Genomic DNA, 16,751 nt, shown 5'->3' with positions numbered 1-16,751 from the left:
TTATGTTATTTTCATCAAGGACAAAAGGCCACCTAATCGCACTGATGACAGTGTTTATTTGGGGAATCACTTATATTGCCACCAAAGTTTTACTGACAGATTTTAAACCGATTGAAATTCTCTTTTTCCGATTTACCTTAGGCTATGCCACGCTTTGGTTGTTAGCGCCTCGCTTTTTCGCCTGGCAGGGGATTAAACAAGAGTTGATGTTCCTTGGTGCTGGATTTAGTGGTGTCACTTGTTATTTTCTCTGTGAAAATATTGCTTTAACCTATACTACAGCATCAAATGTTGGTGTGATCACCACACTAGCTCCAGTCTTTACTGCTATATTGGCCATCTTCTTCCTTAAGGCTGAAAAACCAGCAAAAGTGTTTTATATTGGCTGTCTATTCGGCATGATAGGTATAGCCTTAATTAGTTTTAATGGTCAGTTTGTATTATCGGTTAATCCGCTTGGTGATTTATTGGCGGTGTTTGCTTGCCTATTTTGGGCCTGTTATTCAATTTTAACTAAAAAAAGTAGTAACTATGGTTACAATATTATTTTGTTGACGCGAAGATTCTTTTTTTACGGTCTAATGTTTATGTTACCTGCACTGTATTTGTTTGATTTTGAATGGAATTTGTCAAGATTTAATCAACCCGTCAATTTAATCAATATTTTATTCTTAGGTGTCGGTGCATCAGCTATCTGCTTTGCCTCTTGGAACTATGCGGTAAAATTAGTGGGTGCGGTCAAAATTAGCATCTATATCTATTTAGTACCAATTTTGACAATTATTAATGCAGTATTAATTTTAGATGAACCTTTTACCTGGATTGCGGCAATAGGTACCTTATTTACGCTTGGTGGCGTATTCTTATCAGAAGGGAAAATCAAGCTTAAAAAGCATTAATATTTTTATAATTTTTTATTAATGCTTTTATTTAAAAAATAATACCTAAAGTGCCACATTTATTGCATACGTTTGTCGATAGCTTGCATAATAATTTGCCCTAAGTGCTGATAATTTTCATCAAAATGATGGCCACCAGGTAGTTGAAATGCTTCGCCTTTCATCTCCGGTTGTAGGCAACCGCTATCGTCTTTCTCTTCTGCACCATAGATACAGAATAATTTCTTTTCCGGAATCTGCGCAACCTCAGGTGCTGTTTTCATTTCATCGCCAGATTGCCCCAGCCAACCACTGACTTCTATTTCAAAATTAGCATCTTTGGAAAAAGCAATCATGATCAATGCTTGAACGCTTTGTTGATCTGCTTTGGATAAGCGATTATATAGCGCTGGTAAGATGTCACCGCCAAAAGAATACCCTGCTAGTACAAATTTATTCACTCCCCATTTATCACGGTATTCCTGCATTAAATAAGTCAGATCTTTAGCACTACGTTCCACCGAGCGATGTTGCCAAAAAAGTTTTAACGCATCGACACCAACCACCGAATAACCATGTGAAGCCATATATTCTGCTGAAACTTTATCTAAATCTCGCCAACCACCATCACCTGAATAATAAAAGGTAACACTATTCGGATGTTGTGGATTAGCTTTAGCTGGCAATTCAATCACCGGTAATGGTTCATGCTCACCAAATAAAATCGAGGATAAATGTAAACTTAATAATTCAGTTGGTGACGCTTGATACTCACCAATTGACGTGGTTACTTTAATCTGTTTTTGTTGGCGAGGGAAAATAGCAACTTGTTCATCAGGTGGATTGTTCCAAATAACCTGCCATGTTCCATGGCTGGCTTGTGCAGGTAAAGGTGCGTCGCAATCTTTATGATCTAAAGTAAACTCAATGGATAAAGCTTTAGCATCATCATCTTGTTGTTTGCTTAACCAACGATAAGCGAAAGCTGCGCCTTCTTGCATGCCGGCAACAATAAATTTATCCTCATTTAAGATCTTCTTCGCTTGTTCAAAGCGTGTTTGTTGTTCGGCACAACTTCCTTGTGGTTGTAATTCAAATTGCACTAATTTAGCACCCATTGATTCAGATAAGGTTAATAATTGATTAGCGGTAAAGTGATTATCTCGTGTCGCAACAATTATTGCCGAAGCTTCTGCTGGCTGTTTGGGGCTAGCAGATAAGATAGTAAAGTTTTGATTAATTGTAACAGTATTAACTGAAGCAGTTCGTTGGTTTTTATAACTGTACCAACCTATAACAATACAAAATGTAATGAATACTAAAATAATGAATAATAAAACATAAAGTATGATTTTTTTCATTTGATTAGTTCTTCTGGTTAGTTAATGTTGTTTTGCCACCTGAAATTAACATGGTGGTATCAATTAAGGCGACCAAAGGATCAAGTCCTGCCGGAACTGCCATATAACGTGGTTGCCAATGGGTGGCAAATTTTTCTTTAAAGCGACGCAAACCTTGGAAGTTATAAAAACGTCCGCCACGGCGAAAAACTAACGCGCCTAAGCGTTGGATCATTGGTGCACCACGTCTTCTTTGCATGCCGGCAAGGGGTACCATTCCCAAACTAAAATACTGATAACCTTTTTCTTGATAATGTAAAATTAAACCAACCATTAAAAACTCCATAGTCGATTTTGGAATATCTTGTAAAACTCGCATTAGATCAATACTAGCACTATAGTTTTGCTTGGTTTCTAATAAATTCACAAAAGCAATAATGCGACCTTGGTACTCAACCGCGGCAATCGTGAAATTATCTAAATAGGATTTAGAAAAAGCCCCTAATGAGAATTTTTTCTCTTTGGTATGTTTGTTTTTTAACCATGCATCAGAAACTGCTTTCAATTCATCAATTGGTGCAGTACCCGGTGGATAAAATCTTAAACTAAGCCCATCTCGTTGCCCTCGGTTCCAAGTATATCGAAGATCTTTATATCCCTTAGAATTTAAATCAAACTCTTTTAAATTAACTAAGGCTTCTTCGCCCAGTTTGACAATTCGAAGACCGATATCCATATAGAATGGTAAATTGTTTGCTTTTACTTGGTAAAAAACCGGACGTAAATGGTGTTGATCACAAAGATCTCTAAATGCCCAGATTAAATCAGCCCGAGCAGCGCTATCATTGCCAATAGGATCATATAGCGCAACCATGCTTCTTCCTCGTCTTGCATACATAATGAAAGCAGTATGTGATTGATTGAAGAGCAGTGACTTATCACCACTCATCGCTAATCCGCCTTCAGGTTGTTTTGAGTTGAGCATGATTTGATAGGCTTCACTTAACTCCTCTTCAGTCGGAATCGTTAAGATAGGTAATGCCGGTTTAAATGACCAAAATAACATTACGCCACTCAATAAGATAAAACTACCTAATGCTGCCCGTAATGCTCGGGGAACTCGGCTATCTAATTCAAATTGCCACCATAAATCATGGCTATAAGGAATATCTTGATAAATAAATAAGATTAGCCAAACAAATAAGGCAATTAAACCAAAACTGATAACAAAGGATTTTAGTGAAAAAGGCAAAATACTTAATCGGCTTTTACGATAAAAAGCATGCCTAAAATTGATTAATAGTATGGCTATTACTAATAATGTCGCTGCTTCGATCCAGTGTAAACCTCTTAGCAATGAGCAGAGACTGCCTACTATCAATAATATAACCGATATTCCCCATGCAGAGTAAAGTCTGCGGCGTAATCCTACTGCCATTAGTAGACATAAAACCCCGATTAAACTTGCGGTTAAATGAGCAAAATTGACAATTTTTTTCGGAAAAAAAGTGCTGACAAAATCATGATTAAAACCAGGAGTAACACTCGAAAACATCATGACTACTCCGGCAAAAAATACCGCGGCGGCCATAATCGTTGCTGCAATACCAGTATCGGTTTCTTTAACTTGTGGTGCGGTTAAAAAGTTTTTTCCTTCGTTAATTAGCAGTAAAATTCCGGCAGGAATCAATGGTAATATGATATAAATTAAACGGTAAATGACTAATGCAACCGTTAATGATGCGGTATTAATTTGTGATGAAAATGCCGCTAATATAACCGCTTCAAATATGCCAACTCCACCTGGGACATGACTAAGTACTCCAGCAACTAATGCCAAGATATAAATCATGATAAAGGTAATAAAGTTTGGTTGATTCGGGAGTAAAAAATAGAGAATAGCACCGGCTAAAATGGCATCGATTAAGGTAATTAAAAATTGTCCACTGGCTAATTGCCAGTTAGGTAGACGGATCTGCCAATGGAAAATTTGATATAGCCAAGTATCTTTATTGGGTTTTTCTGCTAATCGGTGCGCATGTAAAAATAACAATACACCCGCATAAATGATCAATACTACACTAGCGATTAATTCGATAGTGATTGCCGAGATATGTAGCGCTAGCATGGTATTTTGTATATGTATTAATGCAGCAATTGTGGCGATTAAGGGTAATGTAAGGCCTAACGAAAGACTAACAAAAATCGACATGCGAGCAACATCTATGGTGGTTAACCCATATTTAAAATAGAGCCGACAACGAATTGCACCGCCGGATAGGGCGGATAACCCGACTGCATTACCAATGGCGGAGGCACAAATTGCACCAGTAGCTATTGTCGATGGTTTTAAATCAACGCCTGCATAACGTGCAGCCGACCATTCATAACCCATCAACATAATATAACTCGCTATCGCCGATAAACATGCTAGTAAAATTGCATGGTAAGGCAGTTTATGCAGAGCTGATTGTAAATCACTAAGATTAATTGATTGTAATAAATGCCAACACACAACCAGTGCGATACAAAAAATAGTGAGGCCAAATAGTAGAGCGATAAATTGACGATATCGAGTGAAACATTCTATAAGTTGCCAAGGCAAAACTTTGCGTGCTGATATTTTCACTTAATCAACTCCAGTTATTTGCATGGATAATAAATTGTAATTAGAGCATTCTACCTTTCGCAATTAGTGAAAACAATCGAAAGAAATTAAAAAAAATATAAAAAAAACATTAAATGCAAGGAATTTTTTGATAAATAAGTCTAAACAATCATCAATAATGATATTAAATATGATTTTTAACTCATTTTAAATTGATTTTGGTGGTTTTATGCAAGAATAAATGTCTGACTTATAAAGTGTTAATTAAAACCATCAATAGCGATTAGATTTTAACTGCGGTAATATACATAATATCTCGATAAAATATAATCTATCATTACCATTTTTAATTAAGCCTAATAAAATGACCAACCGAATAACTGCTCAACAACAACTAATTCTTAATTCGATTAAACTATTTGTTCAACAAAAGCTTTCGCATGATTTTTCCGGTCATGATATGGCGCATATTGAACGAGTTGTAAAATTAGCCGAAAAAATCCTTAATGATCAGCCACAAGCAGATGCATTTATTGTATTGATGAGTGCTTACTTACATGATGTCATTGATGAGAAAGTGGTTGAGAATGTTGATAAAGCAATAATTGAATTGCGTGATTATCTGCAATTATTAAAGGTAACCACTAACGAGATTAATGCTATTTTTGCTATTATCGAAAATATGTCTTATCGGAAAAATCTTTCACAAAAAAACGAGTTATCGTTGGAAGGACAAATAGTTCAAGATGCTGACCGACTTGATGCTATTGGCGCAATAGGTATTGGCCGTACTTTTTATTATGGTGGTAATAAACATAATATTATGCACGATCCAAACATTCCACCGCGAACAAAACTTAATGAAGACAATTACAAACAGCCAAATACAGTAATTAATCACTTTTATGAAAAGTTATTTTTACTTAAAGATATGATGAATACTGACACAGCTAAACAGATCGCCGAACAACGGCATAAAATTTTAGTTGAATTTGTTAATCAATTTGAGCAAGAGTGGCTGAGTAACGATTAAATCTTATCAAAACTAAATCCTGACGATTAATCAGGATTTAGCTAGCTGATTTTCAAACTCTTTAAGGCATCGCTTCTATCTAAAATGGAATTGGTGCACCAACTAAAGAGAGTACGATTGGTAATGTAATTAAACTCAATAAAGTACTGACTAAAGTAGCACTTGATACCAGTGCTGGGTTAGTATCAAATTGAACTGACATTAATGTGGTATTGGCAGCACTTGGCATTGCCGCTAGAACAATAAGGATTTGTTTTGCCATTGGAGTAATAGGCATAAAATAGACCATTGCAAAAGCGACCAGCGGTGATATAACCATCCTCGTTACTAAAGCAAAAGAAAGTTTTGGATAATCAAGTTGTTTAATTTTGATTTTGGCCAATTGCATGCCCAAAATAATCATAATTATCACAATGGAAGAATCACCGATCATACTAATTGAAGTCATAATCGATTTTGATAATGGTATTTGACACAGTTGGAAAAGAATACCAGCAAAGGCACCATAGGCAACCGGCATTCTAATTACTTTGTTAATAACATCTTTTTGACTGACAATATCACTATGTGTACTGCCTTTGGCTGCATAATATATGCCAACAGTGCTCATAACAAATTGTTGTAACACCATCATTATGACACCTAGATCAAAACCGATCGTGCCAAAAAAAACCAGTAATACAGGTGTACCATAATTACCATTGTTCATAAAACACGAACTTAAAATCATTGCACAGCGTTGTTTGACCGAATACTTCATTATCATTGACCAGATGCTGACAATAACTACCAAGGAAAAACAGAGTCCAATAAGATAAGCAATATAGATTAAATAATCGCTGGTTAAGGTATGTGTATAAAATGTTTTAAATGCCAAAAAGGGCGATAACACATATAGCGACATTTTTGAAAGATTAGCAACATCAAAATTAAGAATCTTTTGACCAATAAATCCAACAATAAAAATACAAAAAATAGGAAACAAAATAAGGAAAAATTGCATAATTTTAACTTTAAACTTTTTGGTTAATTAATTTATTGAATCAATAGTTTCAACTATCGACTCGGTTAGTTTTTGACAGGTGTTATCATCAAGGGCTTTATTGTGTTTATCGGTTAGAATAAACAGATCTTCAATATGTTCGCCAATTGTGGCTATTTTAGCACTGCTTAGCGATAAGTCTAATTTTGCAAACACTTCACCAACGCAAGCAAGTAAACCTGGTTTATCAAGCGCAATGAGTTCCATATAAGTTTGATTTTCGTTAAATGACGAAATAAAGTTGACTTGTGTTGGTACAGAAAATGAACGTAGTCGCTGTTTAGCGGGTTTTATTGTCACACCTTTGTAGACCGATTGATGTAGTACTTTATGCAGCGCTTGGATAATATCTTGGTGTCGATTTTCTGGCACAATTTGTCCATTAGGTTCAAGCACAATAAAGGTATCTAATGCAAATCCATTTTTATTGGTAATAATCAATGCATCATGAATACTCAAATTTAACATACTTAACGCATTACATGCTGCGGCAAATAAATAAGGTCTATCAGATGAGTAAATGATGATTTCGCTGCCACCATGATATGGATTGGGATTAATCGAAACTAATGTTTGACTCAAATCATGATTTAATAATAGTTGAGCGTGCCAAACGATCTGTTCAGCGCTATAGCGCAAAAAGTAATCGACGCGATAATCTTGCCAAAGGTTTTTTATCGTTTGCTCGTCGTAATTTTGTGCCAGCAATTCAGTTAGTGCTTGTTGTTTATGTTGACGAGCAACACTTCGTTGTTCTGGTATTTGATGAATGCCAGAATCAAATGATCGTTTAGCGGTTAAGTAGAGCTCACGCATTAAGCTCTGCTTCCAACTATTCCATAAGGTTTCATTAGTGGCACAAACATCGGCAACCGTTAAACAGAGTAAATAATGTAAACGGCGTTTGCTTTTTACTAATTGAATAAATTCGCGAATAACATCGGGATCTTGGAGATCTCGACTTTGCGCAGTTACCGACATCAATAAATGATAACGAACTAACCAAACAATCAAATCGGTATCTTTCGCATCAAGTTCATGTAATTGACAAAAAGATTCGACTAATTTAGCGCCTATTTCCGAGTGATCACCATGTCGACCTTTGCCAATATCATGGAATAATCCCGTTATTACCAGTAATTCAGGTTTAGATAGTTTGGCAAATACTGTTGAACTATTAGGATGTTTTTCTTTACCCACTTCGGTTTTTAAACGATCGAGTTCTAGCAATAAGCGGATAGTATGTTCGTCGACCGTATAAGCATGAAACAGATCAAATTGCATCATGCCTGAGATTTGTTGCCAACCAGGTATATACACCGCCAAAATACCATATTGATGCATTGGCAAAATGGCTTTTTTAATTGCATCTGGATGTTTGATTATTTTCATAAACAATGTTCTTGCTTCTGGCGTTTCACTAAGTAAATAATTGAGTTTTCGCCTTGCAGAACGAAGTTGCCTAATCGTATTTGAATATAATCCTGTAACTTGCGGGTTAAGCAAAATTGTATAAAACAGATTGAGGATCATCAGTGGGTTATCAGTAAACACGCTGTTATGTTTAACATCAATTAGGTTGCCTCTGATTTGAAAATGTTGATCAATATCATAGGTCTTTTGTGATGAATAACGTTTTAATAATGACTCATCAAATAGTTGTAAAAGCATTTGGTTGAGTTCGGTAATATTATGTGCAACACGATAATAATCATGCATCATATTTTCAACCGGTGTATTGCCTTCACCACTATAGCCCAACATTTTAGCGATACTTAGTTGACGATCGAATAATAAACGATTGTCATAGCGGTTGATCACGCAGTGAAGCGCAAAGCGCATGCGCCATAAAAATTTGCGGCAAGTCTTAAATTCGGCCACTTCTTCTGGCGTTAAATAGTCAAACTGGGCAATTTTTTTTAAAAACTCTCCGCCAAAATGTCGGATTGCAACCCATTGGATGATTTGCATATCACGTAAACCACCTGGACTATTTTTTAGATCTGGCTCTAAATTATAGGTAGTGCTGTGATATTGTTGGTGTCTTTCTTGTTGCTCCTGCATTTTGGCCTGATAAAAAGCAGGAGAAGGCCAGATTTTATCACTAAAAATTTCACTGCGGAGCTTATTAAGTAATGACTCACTTCCGGCAATTAATCTTGATTCAATTAAGTTTGTCATGATAGTGATATCATTTTTAGCTTCTTGCAAGCAGGTTTTTAACGTTCTAACGCTGTGGCCAATATCCAAATGCAGATCCCAAAGTAGACGGACTAAATCACCAATTTGTTTTTCCAGTTCTTTGGTTAGTGAGTTATCACTTAGTATCAAAATATCAATATCGGATAATGGATGAAGTTCGGTTCGACCATAACCACCAACTGCAATCAGTGCAATGCGATTTTGTTTAAACAGCGATGAAACTTGTTCAGGAATTTGATAATAATGCCATAATCGTTGAAGTAGCTGATCAATAAACTGACTGCGCAGATGAACTAAGTCATCAATATCGGCGTTATTTTTAAACTGAGTCACTGACCATTGTTGAAACGCATTTAGTTGCTGTTTTAGATAGGGAACAGTTATTTGCTCATCACTAAAATCAAGCGGAGAGATAGAATAAAACAAATGCGCATCTGTCATAGTTATCATATCAAATTAGCAAAATCAAATTGTTATATCGTCCACCGATTTTAAAGCAGTGTCAAGCTGGAATGATAACAGTTTTCATACAATAACATTAAGCAATAATGTTTTATTCGATTCATTAGTAATTTTAAAATTGATGAGTGAATATTTTTTGTAAAAATAATTGAGGAGTCTATACCGTCAAATAGTATTTATTTAGGAAAAATAGTGAGTTAAATAACTTAATGTGAATGCTCCATGACACAACGTATTTAGAATTATTAACAATAAAAACGAGTTGATAAACATAGTTATGCCACTGCTTATAAAATGTGTCATTTAAGATTTTGTAAAAATAATTGAGGAGTGTATGCCATCAAATATGATTTATTGTGGGTAAATAAGAGTATTAAATCAGTTAAGCTTGATTTTTTACTCAATTAACTTATTGAGTGTTTTAGTTATTAGATAAAGGTTGATTATCTGTTGTTTAGAGTTTTATTAAATAAAAAAATGTTGAGCAAAGGTGTTTTTTTGACCGACAAAATAGGAAATTTTGACAATTTTAAGCCTATTCCCTCGTAAACTAAGTTAGTGCTAAATAGTATGATTTGTTGTTAACTAAATAACTTTATCGACAATAATTTTTTTCTCTATTAGATATTGTTCGTCTTTGATATTGATTGCCTGATCGGTAATTACTCGATTAATCGCTTCAAGAGGTGATAACTGATAAGATTGTTTTTGACCAAATTTTGATGAATCCGTGATAATAATGTTTTCACTTGGCTTAGTTAAAATAGTATTAACTAATTCTGTACGCATTTTGTTTCGGCCTGAAAAACCAGTGGAGGGTAAAAATCCATCAATACCGATAAAAGCTTTATCAAAATGTAAATGTTTTATTGCTAGACAAGCTAACTCACCGACTACACTTTCACTATTTTTTTGATATTCGCCACCAATCAAAATTACTTTTAAATCGGTATTTTTCAATAGTTGAGCAATGTAATAACTGGATGTTATTAAAGTTATACGGCGAGTATAGGCTAAGTGTCTTGCGAGCAGGGCATTGGTACTTCCGCCTTCAATAAAAATGTGCTCATCATTATTGACAAGTGACGCTGCATATTCGGCTATTTTTTGTTTCAGTGGGAACTTGATTTTCATACGAGCATCGAGATTATCACTATCTACTGCAACAGCATAACCATGTTCTCGTTTTAAATAACCGTTTTGTTCCAAAAAATTAAGATCATGACGAATGGTGACAACAGAAACATTAAATTGCTGAGCTAAATCATTGACACTAACTTGATTTAGTTCATTCACTTTATAAATAATCTCTTGTTGTCGTTCATTCATTAAATAAAGCATAGTCACCTGCTATTAAATCATCATATCTTTATATTTAAATATAAGTAGTTACTTTACAGAAAGATAGTAATGAATTAAATCGTATTTGTCATTATAAAAGTGGCACAAAAGACGTTTGTCGGTCTTTGAATGAATTTATAAATTAGATTTCTTTTTTGACAATAATATTATCTAGTATCACAGTTTGTCATACCTCAAAGGACGCTGAATGATCAGTAGCAATAACAGCTAAATTACGTTATAGAAAACTTGTTATTGTATGTATGTTTGAAACAATTAATATGGCTAAAGCCGCAAAGGATAAATAATTTTAATAAGTCTCAATCAGAAAGGTATATTAAGAATGAGAATACAATGAGGTAAGTTAAGTGAATAAAAAAATATTATTTCTAATCATGCTGTTTATCAGCCGCTTTGCACAAAGTGCTGAAGTCACTTGGGATCTAAATTTTGATGACAAATATAATTTACCTTTAATCATGATGGATTTTCAAGGTGAACAAATTGCCATGACCTTGGATACCGGTTCGAAAATAGCTTTACATCTACCAATGGATTTAATTAATAAGATTCCTAATAAAACGGAAAACTCTGAAAAAATCAGATCGATTGATCTTTCTGGGGGTGTCACAGAACTTAAATCATTTATTGTCAACAAGTTAGAATTAAATTCTTTTACCTTTAACAAGGTGCAAGTGGTTGAATATAAGGATTGGGGATTAGTTATTTCAAGCGATCCGACTATTGATGATAGTGAGGATACAGATGAAGATAAACCTGTTATTGGGCTTGGGTTGTTTGATGGTAACGTATTAACTATCAATTATCCGGAAAGTAATATAACGATATCAGATGATACTTCAACCGACTTAAATCCAAATTGGGTTGCTATCCCCTTTGATTTAAATGATGAAGGTTTGGTCGTCACTCTGTCTGACGGTATCAAGAATTATAAAATGGTTTTAGATACAGGAGCGACGGTATCACTCATCAAACAACAATCGCTGTCACCAGAATCAATTAAAATAAGCGATCCTGAAGATGATTTTAAATCTATATCACTTGATGTGAATAATGTCGCGAATGATAGCGTTCTGCCAATAATAATTGATTCATTTCCTAATGAATTTCAATCTGACGGATTATTAGGCGCTGACTTTTTAAGTAAAAACAGAGTTAAAATTGATTTTAAAAATAAGCAAATGTGGATCCAACCGGTTGTGACAAAATAATTTTATCTTAAATTTATATTGATGATTAAACGATAAAAAAGACCTACAAGAGTAGGTCTTTAAATTTCTGAGGTTTATAATTATCATTAATTAGATAACGTGTTCTGTTCTGGCGATAATATCATCCTGAGTATCAGGTGATAAGGCAGTAAAGAATGCGGAATAACCGGCAACACGTACAACTAAATCACGATACTGATCCGGATGTGCTTTCGCTGCAAGTAAGGTATCACGTGAAACAACATTATATTGGACATGCCATCCTTTGTGTACTTCAAAGAATGTTCTTAGCATCATCATGAGTTTTAACTTATCACGCGGATTATCTAAAGTTGATGGGTTGAGTTTTTGGTTCAACAGTACACCACCAAGAATTTTATCCGTTGGTAATTTACCTAATGAGTTAAATACCGCTGTTGGTCCTAAGGTATCTGTACCTGAAGATGGGCTAGCACCTTCGGCTAATGGCGTCCATGCTTTACGACCATCAGGTGTTGCAGCGGTTTGAGCGCCAAATGGTACATTGGCAGAGATAGATGAAGTACCAGCATAATAAGTACCACCAATTGGACCACGACCATAACGAGGGTTGCGATAATTTTTTAACTCGTCAATATAGTAGTTATAAAGTTCAGCTAAAAGATAATCAACTTCATCGTTATCATTACCATATTTTGGTGCACCATTGAGTAGACGTTGACGTAGTTGCTCGCCAGCAGAACCTTCAAAGTTTTCCGCTAATGCTTTAGCTAAATCTGATTGTTTGATGGTGTGTTCATCAAAAATTAGTTTTTTAATTGCTTCAAGACTGTTAGTGGTATTGGCAAGTCCTACTTGTAAGCCTGATACCCAATCATATTTAGCACCACCAGCTTTAAGTGTTTTACCACGTTCAATACAATCATCAACTAATACTGAACAGATAATATCGTGGGCATTTTCCTCTAAAATGGTATCAATCACATACTCAATTTCGATTGATTTTCGAGTGTAGTAGCGAATTTGTTTGTCCCATTGTGCTTTGACTTCATCAAAACTTTTGAAGTTATTTTTACTTAATGCTTGTTCTTGCGGTAAATAAACGACACCACTAGTTGCATCTTTACCTCCTTCTAACGTTGCTAGCGCAACACGAGCAAAGTTGATAAAGCTCATACCGGTACAGCGATAACCCCATTTACCCGGGACTGCTGTTTCAATACAACCAATTGCCGAATATTCATAAGCATCTTGGCGTTCTACGCCGAGTTTAATAAATTCAGGAATAACTATTTCATCATTATTAAACGCTGGCATACCAAATCCGCAGCGAATAACTTGCACGCAAGCATCTAAAAAGTCATCGCTCATACCTGAATGATAACGTACACTTAAGTTAGGTTGGGTTGATTTTAATCGTCCACAAGACTCTAAAATGGCATAAGATAATGAGTTAACCGCATCAACAGGGACATCATCAACTAATTTTTGGCCACCGATTGTTACGTTTTGGTACATTGGGCTACCCGCTGAACTTTTTGAGTGTGAACCTGAGCGAATTTTATTAACTTCTAAAAGTTTTAACCAACAACTATGTAATAACTCAATAGCTGCTTCACGTGATAAAGATTTGTTTTGTTCAACATCTTTTTCGTACCATGAAGAGAGATATTGGTCCATACGACCAAATGATACAGAGTGACCATTTGATTCGATTTGTAACAATAACATCACAAAATAGCATAATTGGATTGCTTGCCAGAATGTTTGCGGTGGTTTATGAGCGATAACATCACAGTTTTTAGCAATTTGTAATAATTCATCTTTACGCCATGAACGTTCTTCTTTAGCAGCCATTTCACGCGCTAATTCGGCATAACGTTCAATATATTTACTCATGGCTTGCATTGAGATTTCAGACGCTTTTAGGAAGTGATCTTTGTGGAAATCGTCAAAATCAGTAGTATTAATTCGACTACGACGTTCTTTAATTTTGTCAATAATTCCATCAATCCCTTTTTCCAAAATAAATGGGAAATTAACGGCAAGGTGAGCATCACCAGAGTTCATATTACCTTCGGCTTTGATCATAACAGTATCGAGTAATGATTTATGCTCATCGCTAAATAGTGCATAACAGCGATCAAGTACGGTTTGACCATGCCACCACGGACAAACTCGGTGTAAAACTTCCTTGTCATGTTCGGTGACTTCGAACCCTGCGCCTGGGCGCTCACCTAATACATCAATTTCTTTTTCAACCCAACCAACAGTATATTCAGGAAATATTGGTGCAGCTCTTGGCGAACTGGCTTGGTTACCAACAATTAATTCATCATGTTTTATCCAAATTGTTTTTTTATTTAGATGGTTAGCTAATGCATAAGCGCGGCGTAATACAACCGGTTGTGCCAAATGTTCTTGGTATGATTCAGTGTAATGTTCTGCACGTTCAACACAAATTGGTGGTTTAATAATATGAATTAATGCATTTTTATGGGCTTTAATTCGTGGTGTGACGGTAGTAAGATCTAGCGTAGACATAAGGTTCTCCTTGATTATCCTCGTAAAACAGCGGTTAACTGTTTTTGTTTAGCATAGTTGGTTGCAAAATCTATGATATTTGCGTCGTTTAGTGGCTCTTTAGGTGCGTGATAAGGCAGATCGAGCATTTTGTATTTGTTTATACCTAAGGTGTGATACGGTAAAAAATGAATCTCATCAGTCGGTATTTCGCTAGCGACAAAATCGACAATACTTTTAATCGACTTTTCATCAGCATTAAATCCTTGAATTAGTGGTACTCGGATAGTGATTTTTTTGTTTGTATTCGCTAAAAGTTCAAAGTTTTTTAAAATACGTTTAGCTGAACCTTTCGTCCATGCATAAAAAATAGATTCGTCAGTATGTTTTAAATCCGCCAGGAACAGATTTAAATATGGCAATGAAGCTTCAATATTTTTCCATGGCACATGTAAACAAGTTTCAACAGCTGTGTGGTAGCCTTGCTGTTTACACGCAGTTAAAATTTCTTGGCTTAATTTTGGTTGCATAAATGGTTCACCACCTGACAAAGTTACTCCGCCACCGGTACGTTCGTAAAATGGGCTATCTTTATTAATAGTTTGCATAACCTCTTCAACAGATAAAGATTCACCACAGACGGTTAATGCTAAGCTTGGACAAATATTTTGTATTTTTTGATAATCTGCTTGTTCGGCAGCTTTCCGATTGATCTGAATGTTGCCATTTGATTTTTTGATTAAATTTGGGCAAGATGCAACACAAAGTTCGCAATCATTAATGCAAAGCCTTTCATCAAACAGAATTTCTTGCTTAGCCGATTGACTTTCTGGGTTTTGACACCAAAAACATCCCAAAGAACAACCTTTTAAGAAGACAACTGTTCGAATTCCGGGTCCATCATGAGTGGAATATCGTTGTAAATTAAAAATCATACACAGCCCCAATCTTTTTTCTACATATTAATAACTTTCGAACGAAAGTGTCTGTGATATAGATCACATTTTTTGCTATTAAAATCAAAAATAAGATCTAGATCACATATTTTAAATGTAATTATTCTTTTGAAGGAGTTTTATATTTCGAACGAAAGAATTTTATGTTTTAATCGGAATGTAAAAACAAGTAAGGACGAAGAATAAAATGAATAATTTTACTATTGGTATTGATGTTGGCGGCACTAAAACAGCATATGGGCTTTTTGATAGCAATAAAAAACTAATCTTTAAAAATAAACTACCAACTAATTCAAATTTGGATTCACAAGCTTTTTTTGATGAAATTGCCGATAATATTAATACTATTCTAAAAAATCACGATATTAATTATTCTAATTTACGTGGTGTTGGTATTGGTATGCCTTCTTATATTTTTTATGAAGAAGGACGTATCATGAAAACGGCAAACTTACCTAAGATAAAAGATTTTCCTGCTCGTAGTTATTTGTATAAAAAGTTAGGCGGTAATATCCGGATTATGCTTGATAACGATGCTCATACGGCTGCATTAGCGGAACATCGTAATGGTGCTGGACGCGGTTTTACTCATATGCTTTATTGTCCAGTAAGTACTGGGATTTCCACAGGTATTATTATTGATAATAAGCTATTTCGTGGACGTTATGGTTGGGCCGGTGAAACTGGTCATATGATTGCAACCCCAGGAGAAGGTATCGAATGTGGTTGTGGTAATCGAGGTTGCCTAATGTCATATTGTTCTGGTGCTATGATTGTAAAACATGTTAAACAAAAGATTCTAGAAGGTCATAAAACAATAATGACTGATCTAGCTGGATCGCATGATGCTATTGATGTTTTGCATATTAGTCAGGCTTATGATTTAGATGATGCATTATCTATTTGGGCGATAGATCAAATGGCAAAATATATGGCTGTTTGGCTGTACAATCTTTATTCCGCATTAAATATTAACTGTTTTGTGCTTGGCGGTGGTTTATTAAATATTGGTGATAAATTATTCGATCCTGTTAAAAGCATGTTTAATGATTTAAATCATTGTGATTTACCTGTTTATTTTAAAGAAGCTGAGTTAGGCGATGATTTTGGCATAGTAGGTGCTGCAGAGCTACTTTTTTAATCTGAGGTAATCAT

Annotated in this window: 11 protein-coding genes; 4 read left to right on the top strand and 7 right to left on the bottom strand. The window is 35.1% G+C overall.

The features are described from left to right. Window positions 1–2 precede the first annotated feature (2 nt). The gene (locus H3U97_RS02485) at window positions 3–899 is read left to right on the top strand and encodes a DMT family transporter (protein ID WP_255548068.1); all 897 of its coding nucleotides are present in this window, start codon (window positions 3–5) and stop codon (window positions 897–899) included. 59 nt (window positions 900–958) lie between these two features. On the opposite strand, the gene H3U97_RS02480 is transcribed toward H3U97_RS02485, so the two are convergent. Then, window positions 959–2,239, bottom strand: coding sequence for a virulence factor family protein (locus H3U97_RS02480; RefSeq protein WP_198197923.1), 1,281 nt, complete (start codon window positions 2,237–2,239; stop codon window positions 959–961). Between the two features lie 4 nt (window positions 2,240–2,243). Then, entirely contained in the window at window positions 2,244–4,847 is a 2,604-nt protein-coding gene (gene mprF / locus H3U97_RS02475) for a bifunctional lysylphosphatidylglycerol flippase/synthetase MprF (RefSeq protein ID WP_198197921.1), read from the bottom strand. Window positions 4,848–5,190: 343 nt separating this feature from the next. Here mprF and H3U97_RS02470 point away from each other — a divergent pair, with 343 nt between their 5' ends. Beyond that, entirely contained in the window at window positions 5,191–5,859 is a 669-nt protein-coding gene (locus tag H3U97_RS02470) for an HD domain-containing protein (protein ID WP_198197919.1), read from the top strand. Between the two features lie 79 nt (window positions 5,860–5,938). Here the strand turns inward: H3U97_RS02470 and H3U97_RS02465 are convergent, their stop codons facing one another. The 3 genes from H3U97_RS02465 to H3U97_RS02455 all read right to left on the bottom strand — a co-directional run bounded on the left by H3U97_RS02465 (window position 5,939) and on the right by H3U97_RS02455 (window position 10,894). Next, window positions 5,939–6,862 carry an AEC family transporter gene (locus tag H3U97_RS02465; RefSeq protein WP_065577615.1) on the bottom strand — a complete coding sequence of 308 codons (924 nt, stop codon included), beginning with the start codon at window positions 6,860–6,862 and terminating at the stop codon, window positions 5,939–5,941. Window positions 6,863–6,889: 27 nt separating this feature from the next. Then, on the bottom strand, window positions 6,890–9,544 hold the full coding sequence (gene glnD, locus H3U97_RS02460; RefSeq protein WP_198197918.1) for a bifunctional uridylyltransferase/uridylyl-removing protein GlnD: 2,655 nt from the start codon (window positions 9,542–9,544) through the stop codon (window positions 6,890–6,892). 606 nt (window positions 9,545–10,150) lie between these two features. After that, on the bottom strand, window positions 10,151–10,894 hold the full coding sequence (locus H3U97_RS02455) for a DNA-binding transcriptional regulator YciT (protein WP_065577675.1): 744 nt from the start codon (window positions 10,892–10,894) through the stop codon (window positions 10,151–10,153). A gap of 380 nt (window positions 10,895–11,274) precedes the next feature. On the opposite strand from H3U97_RS02455, the gene H3U97_RS02450 reads away from it, so the two are divergent. Further along, on the top strand, window positions 11,275–12,138 hold the full coding sequence (locus H3U97_RS02450) for an aspartyl protease family protein (RefSeq protein WP_198197916.1): 864 nt from the start codon (window positions 11,275–11,277) through the stop codon (window positions 12,136–12,138). Window positions 12,139–12,228: 90 nt separating this feature from the next. Here H3U97_RS02450 and H3U97_RS02445 read toward each other — a convergent pair whose 3' ends face one another. Beyond that, complete coding sequence (locus H3U97_RS02445; RefSeq protein WP_065577612.1) at window positions 12,229–14,661, bottom strand: formate C-acetyltransferase/glycerol dehydratase family glycyl radical enzyme; 2,433 nt, start codon at window positions 14,659–14,661, stop codon at window positions 12,229–12,231. A gap of 14 nt (window positions 14,662–14,675) precedes the next feature. Further along, window positions 14,676–15,575, bottom strand: a complete 900-nt coding sequence (locus tag H3U97_RS02440; protein WP_198197913.1) for a glycyl-radical enzyme activating protein — start codon at window positions 15,573–15,575, stop codon at window positions 14,676–14,678. A 208-nt stretch (window positions 15,576–15,783) separates the two neighbouring features. Here H3U97_RS02440 and H3U97_RS02435 point away from each other — a divergent pair, with 208 nt between their 5' ends. Beyond that, window positions 15,784–16,737 (top strand): ROK family protein, encoded by a 954-nt coding sequence (locus tag H3U97_RS02435; RefSeq protein WP_065577610.1) that lies wholly within the window; start codon window positions 15,784–15,786, stop codon window positions 16,735–16,737. The last annotated feature ends 14 nt before the right edge of the window (window positions 16,738–16,751 follow it).

It is taken from the genome of Gilliamella sp. W8128 (genome assembly GCF_016100545.1).
GTDB classification, from domain to species: Bacteria; Pseudomonadota; Gammaproteobacteria; order Enterobacterales; family Orbaceae; genus Gilliamella; species Gilliamella apis.
Note: the sequence above shows the minus strand (reverse complement) of the source record. Positions and strands in the feature narration are given on the sequence as shown.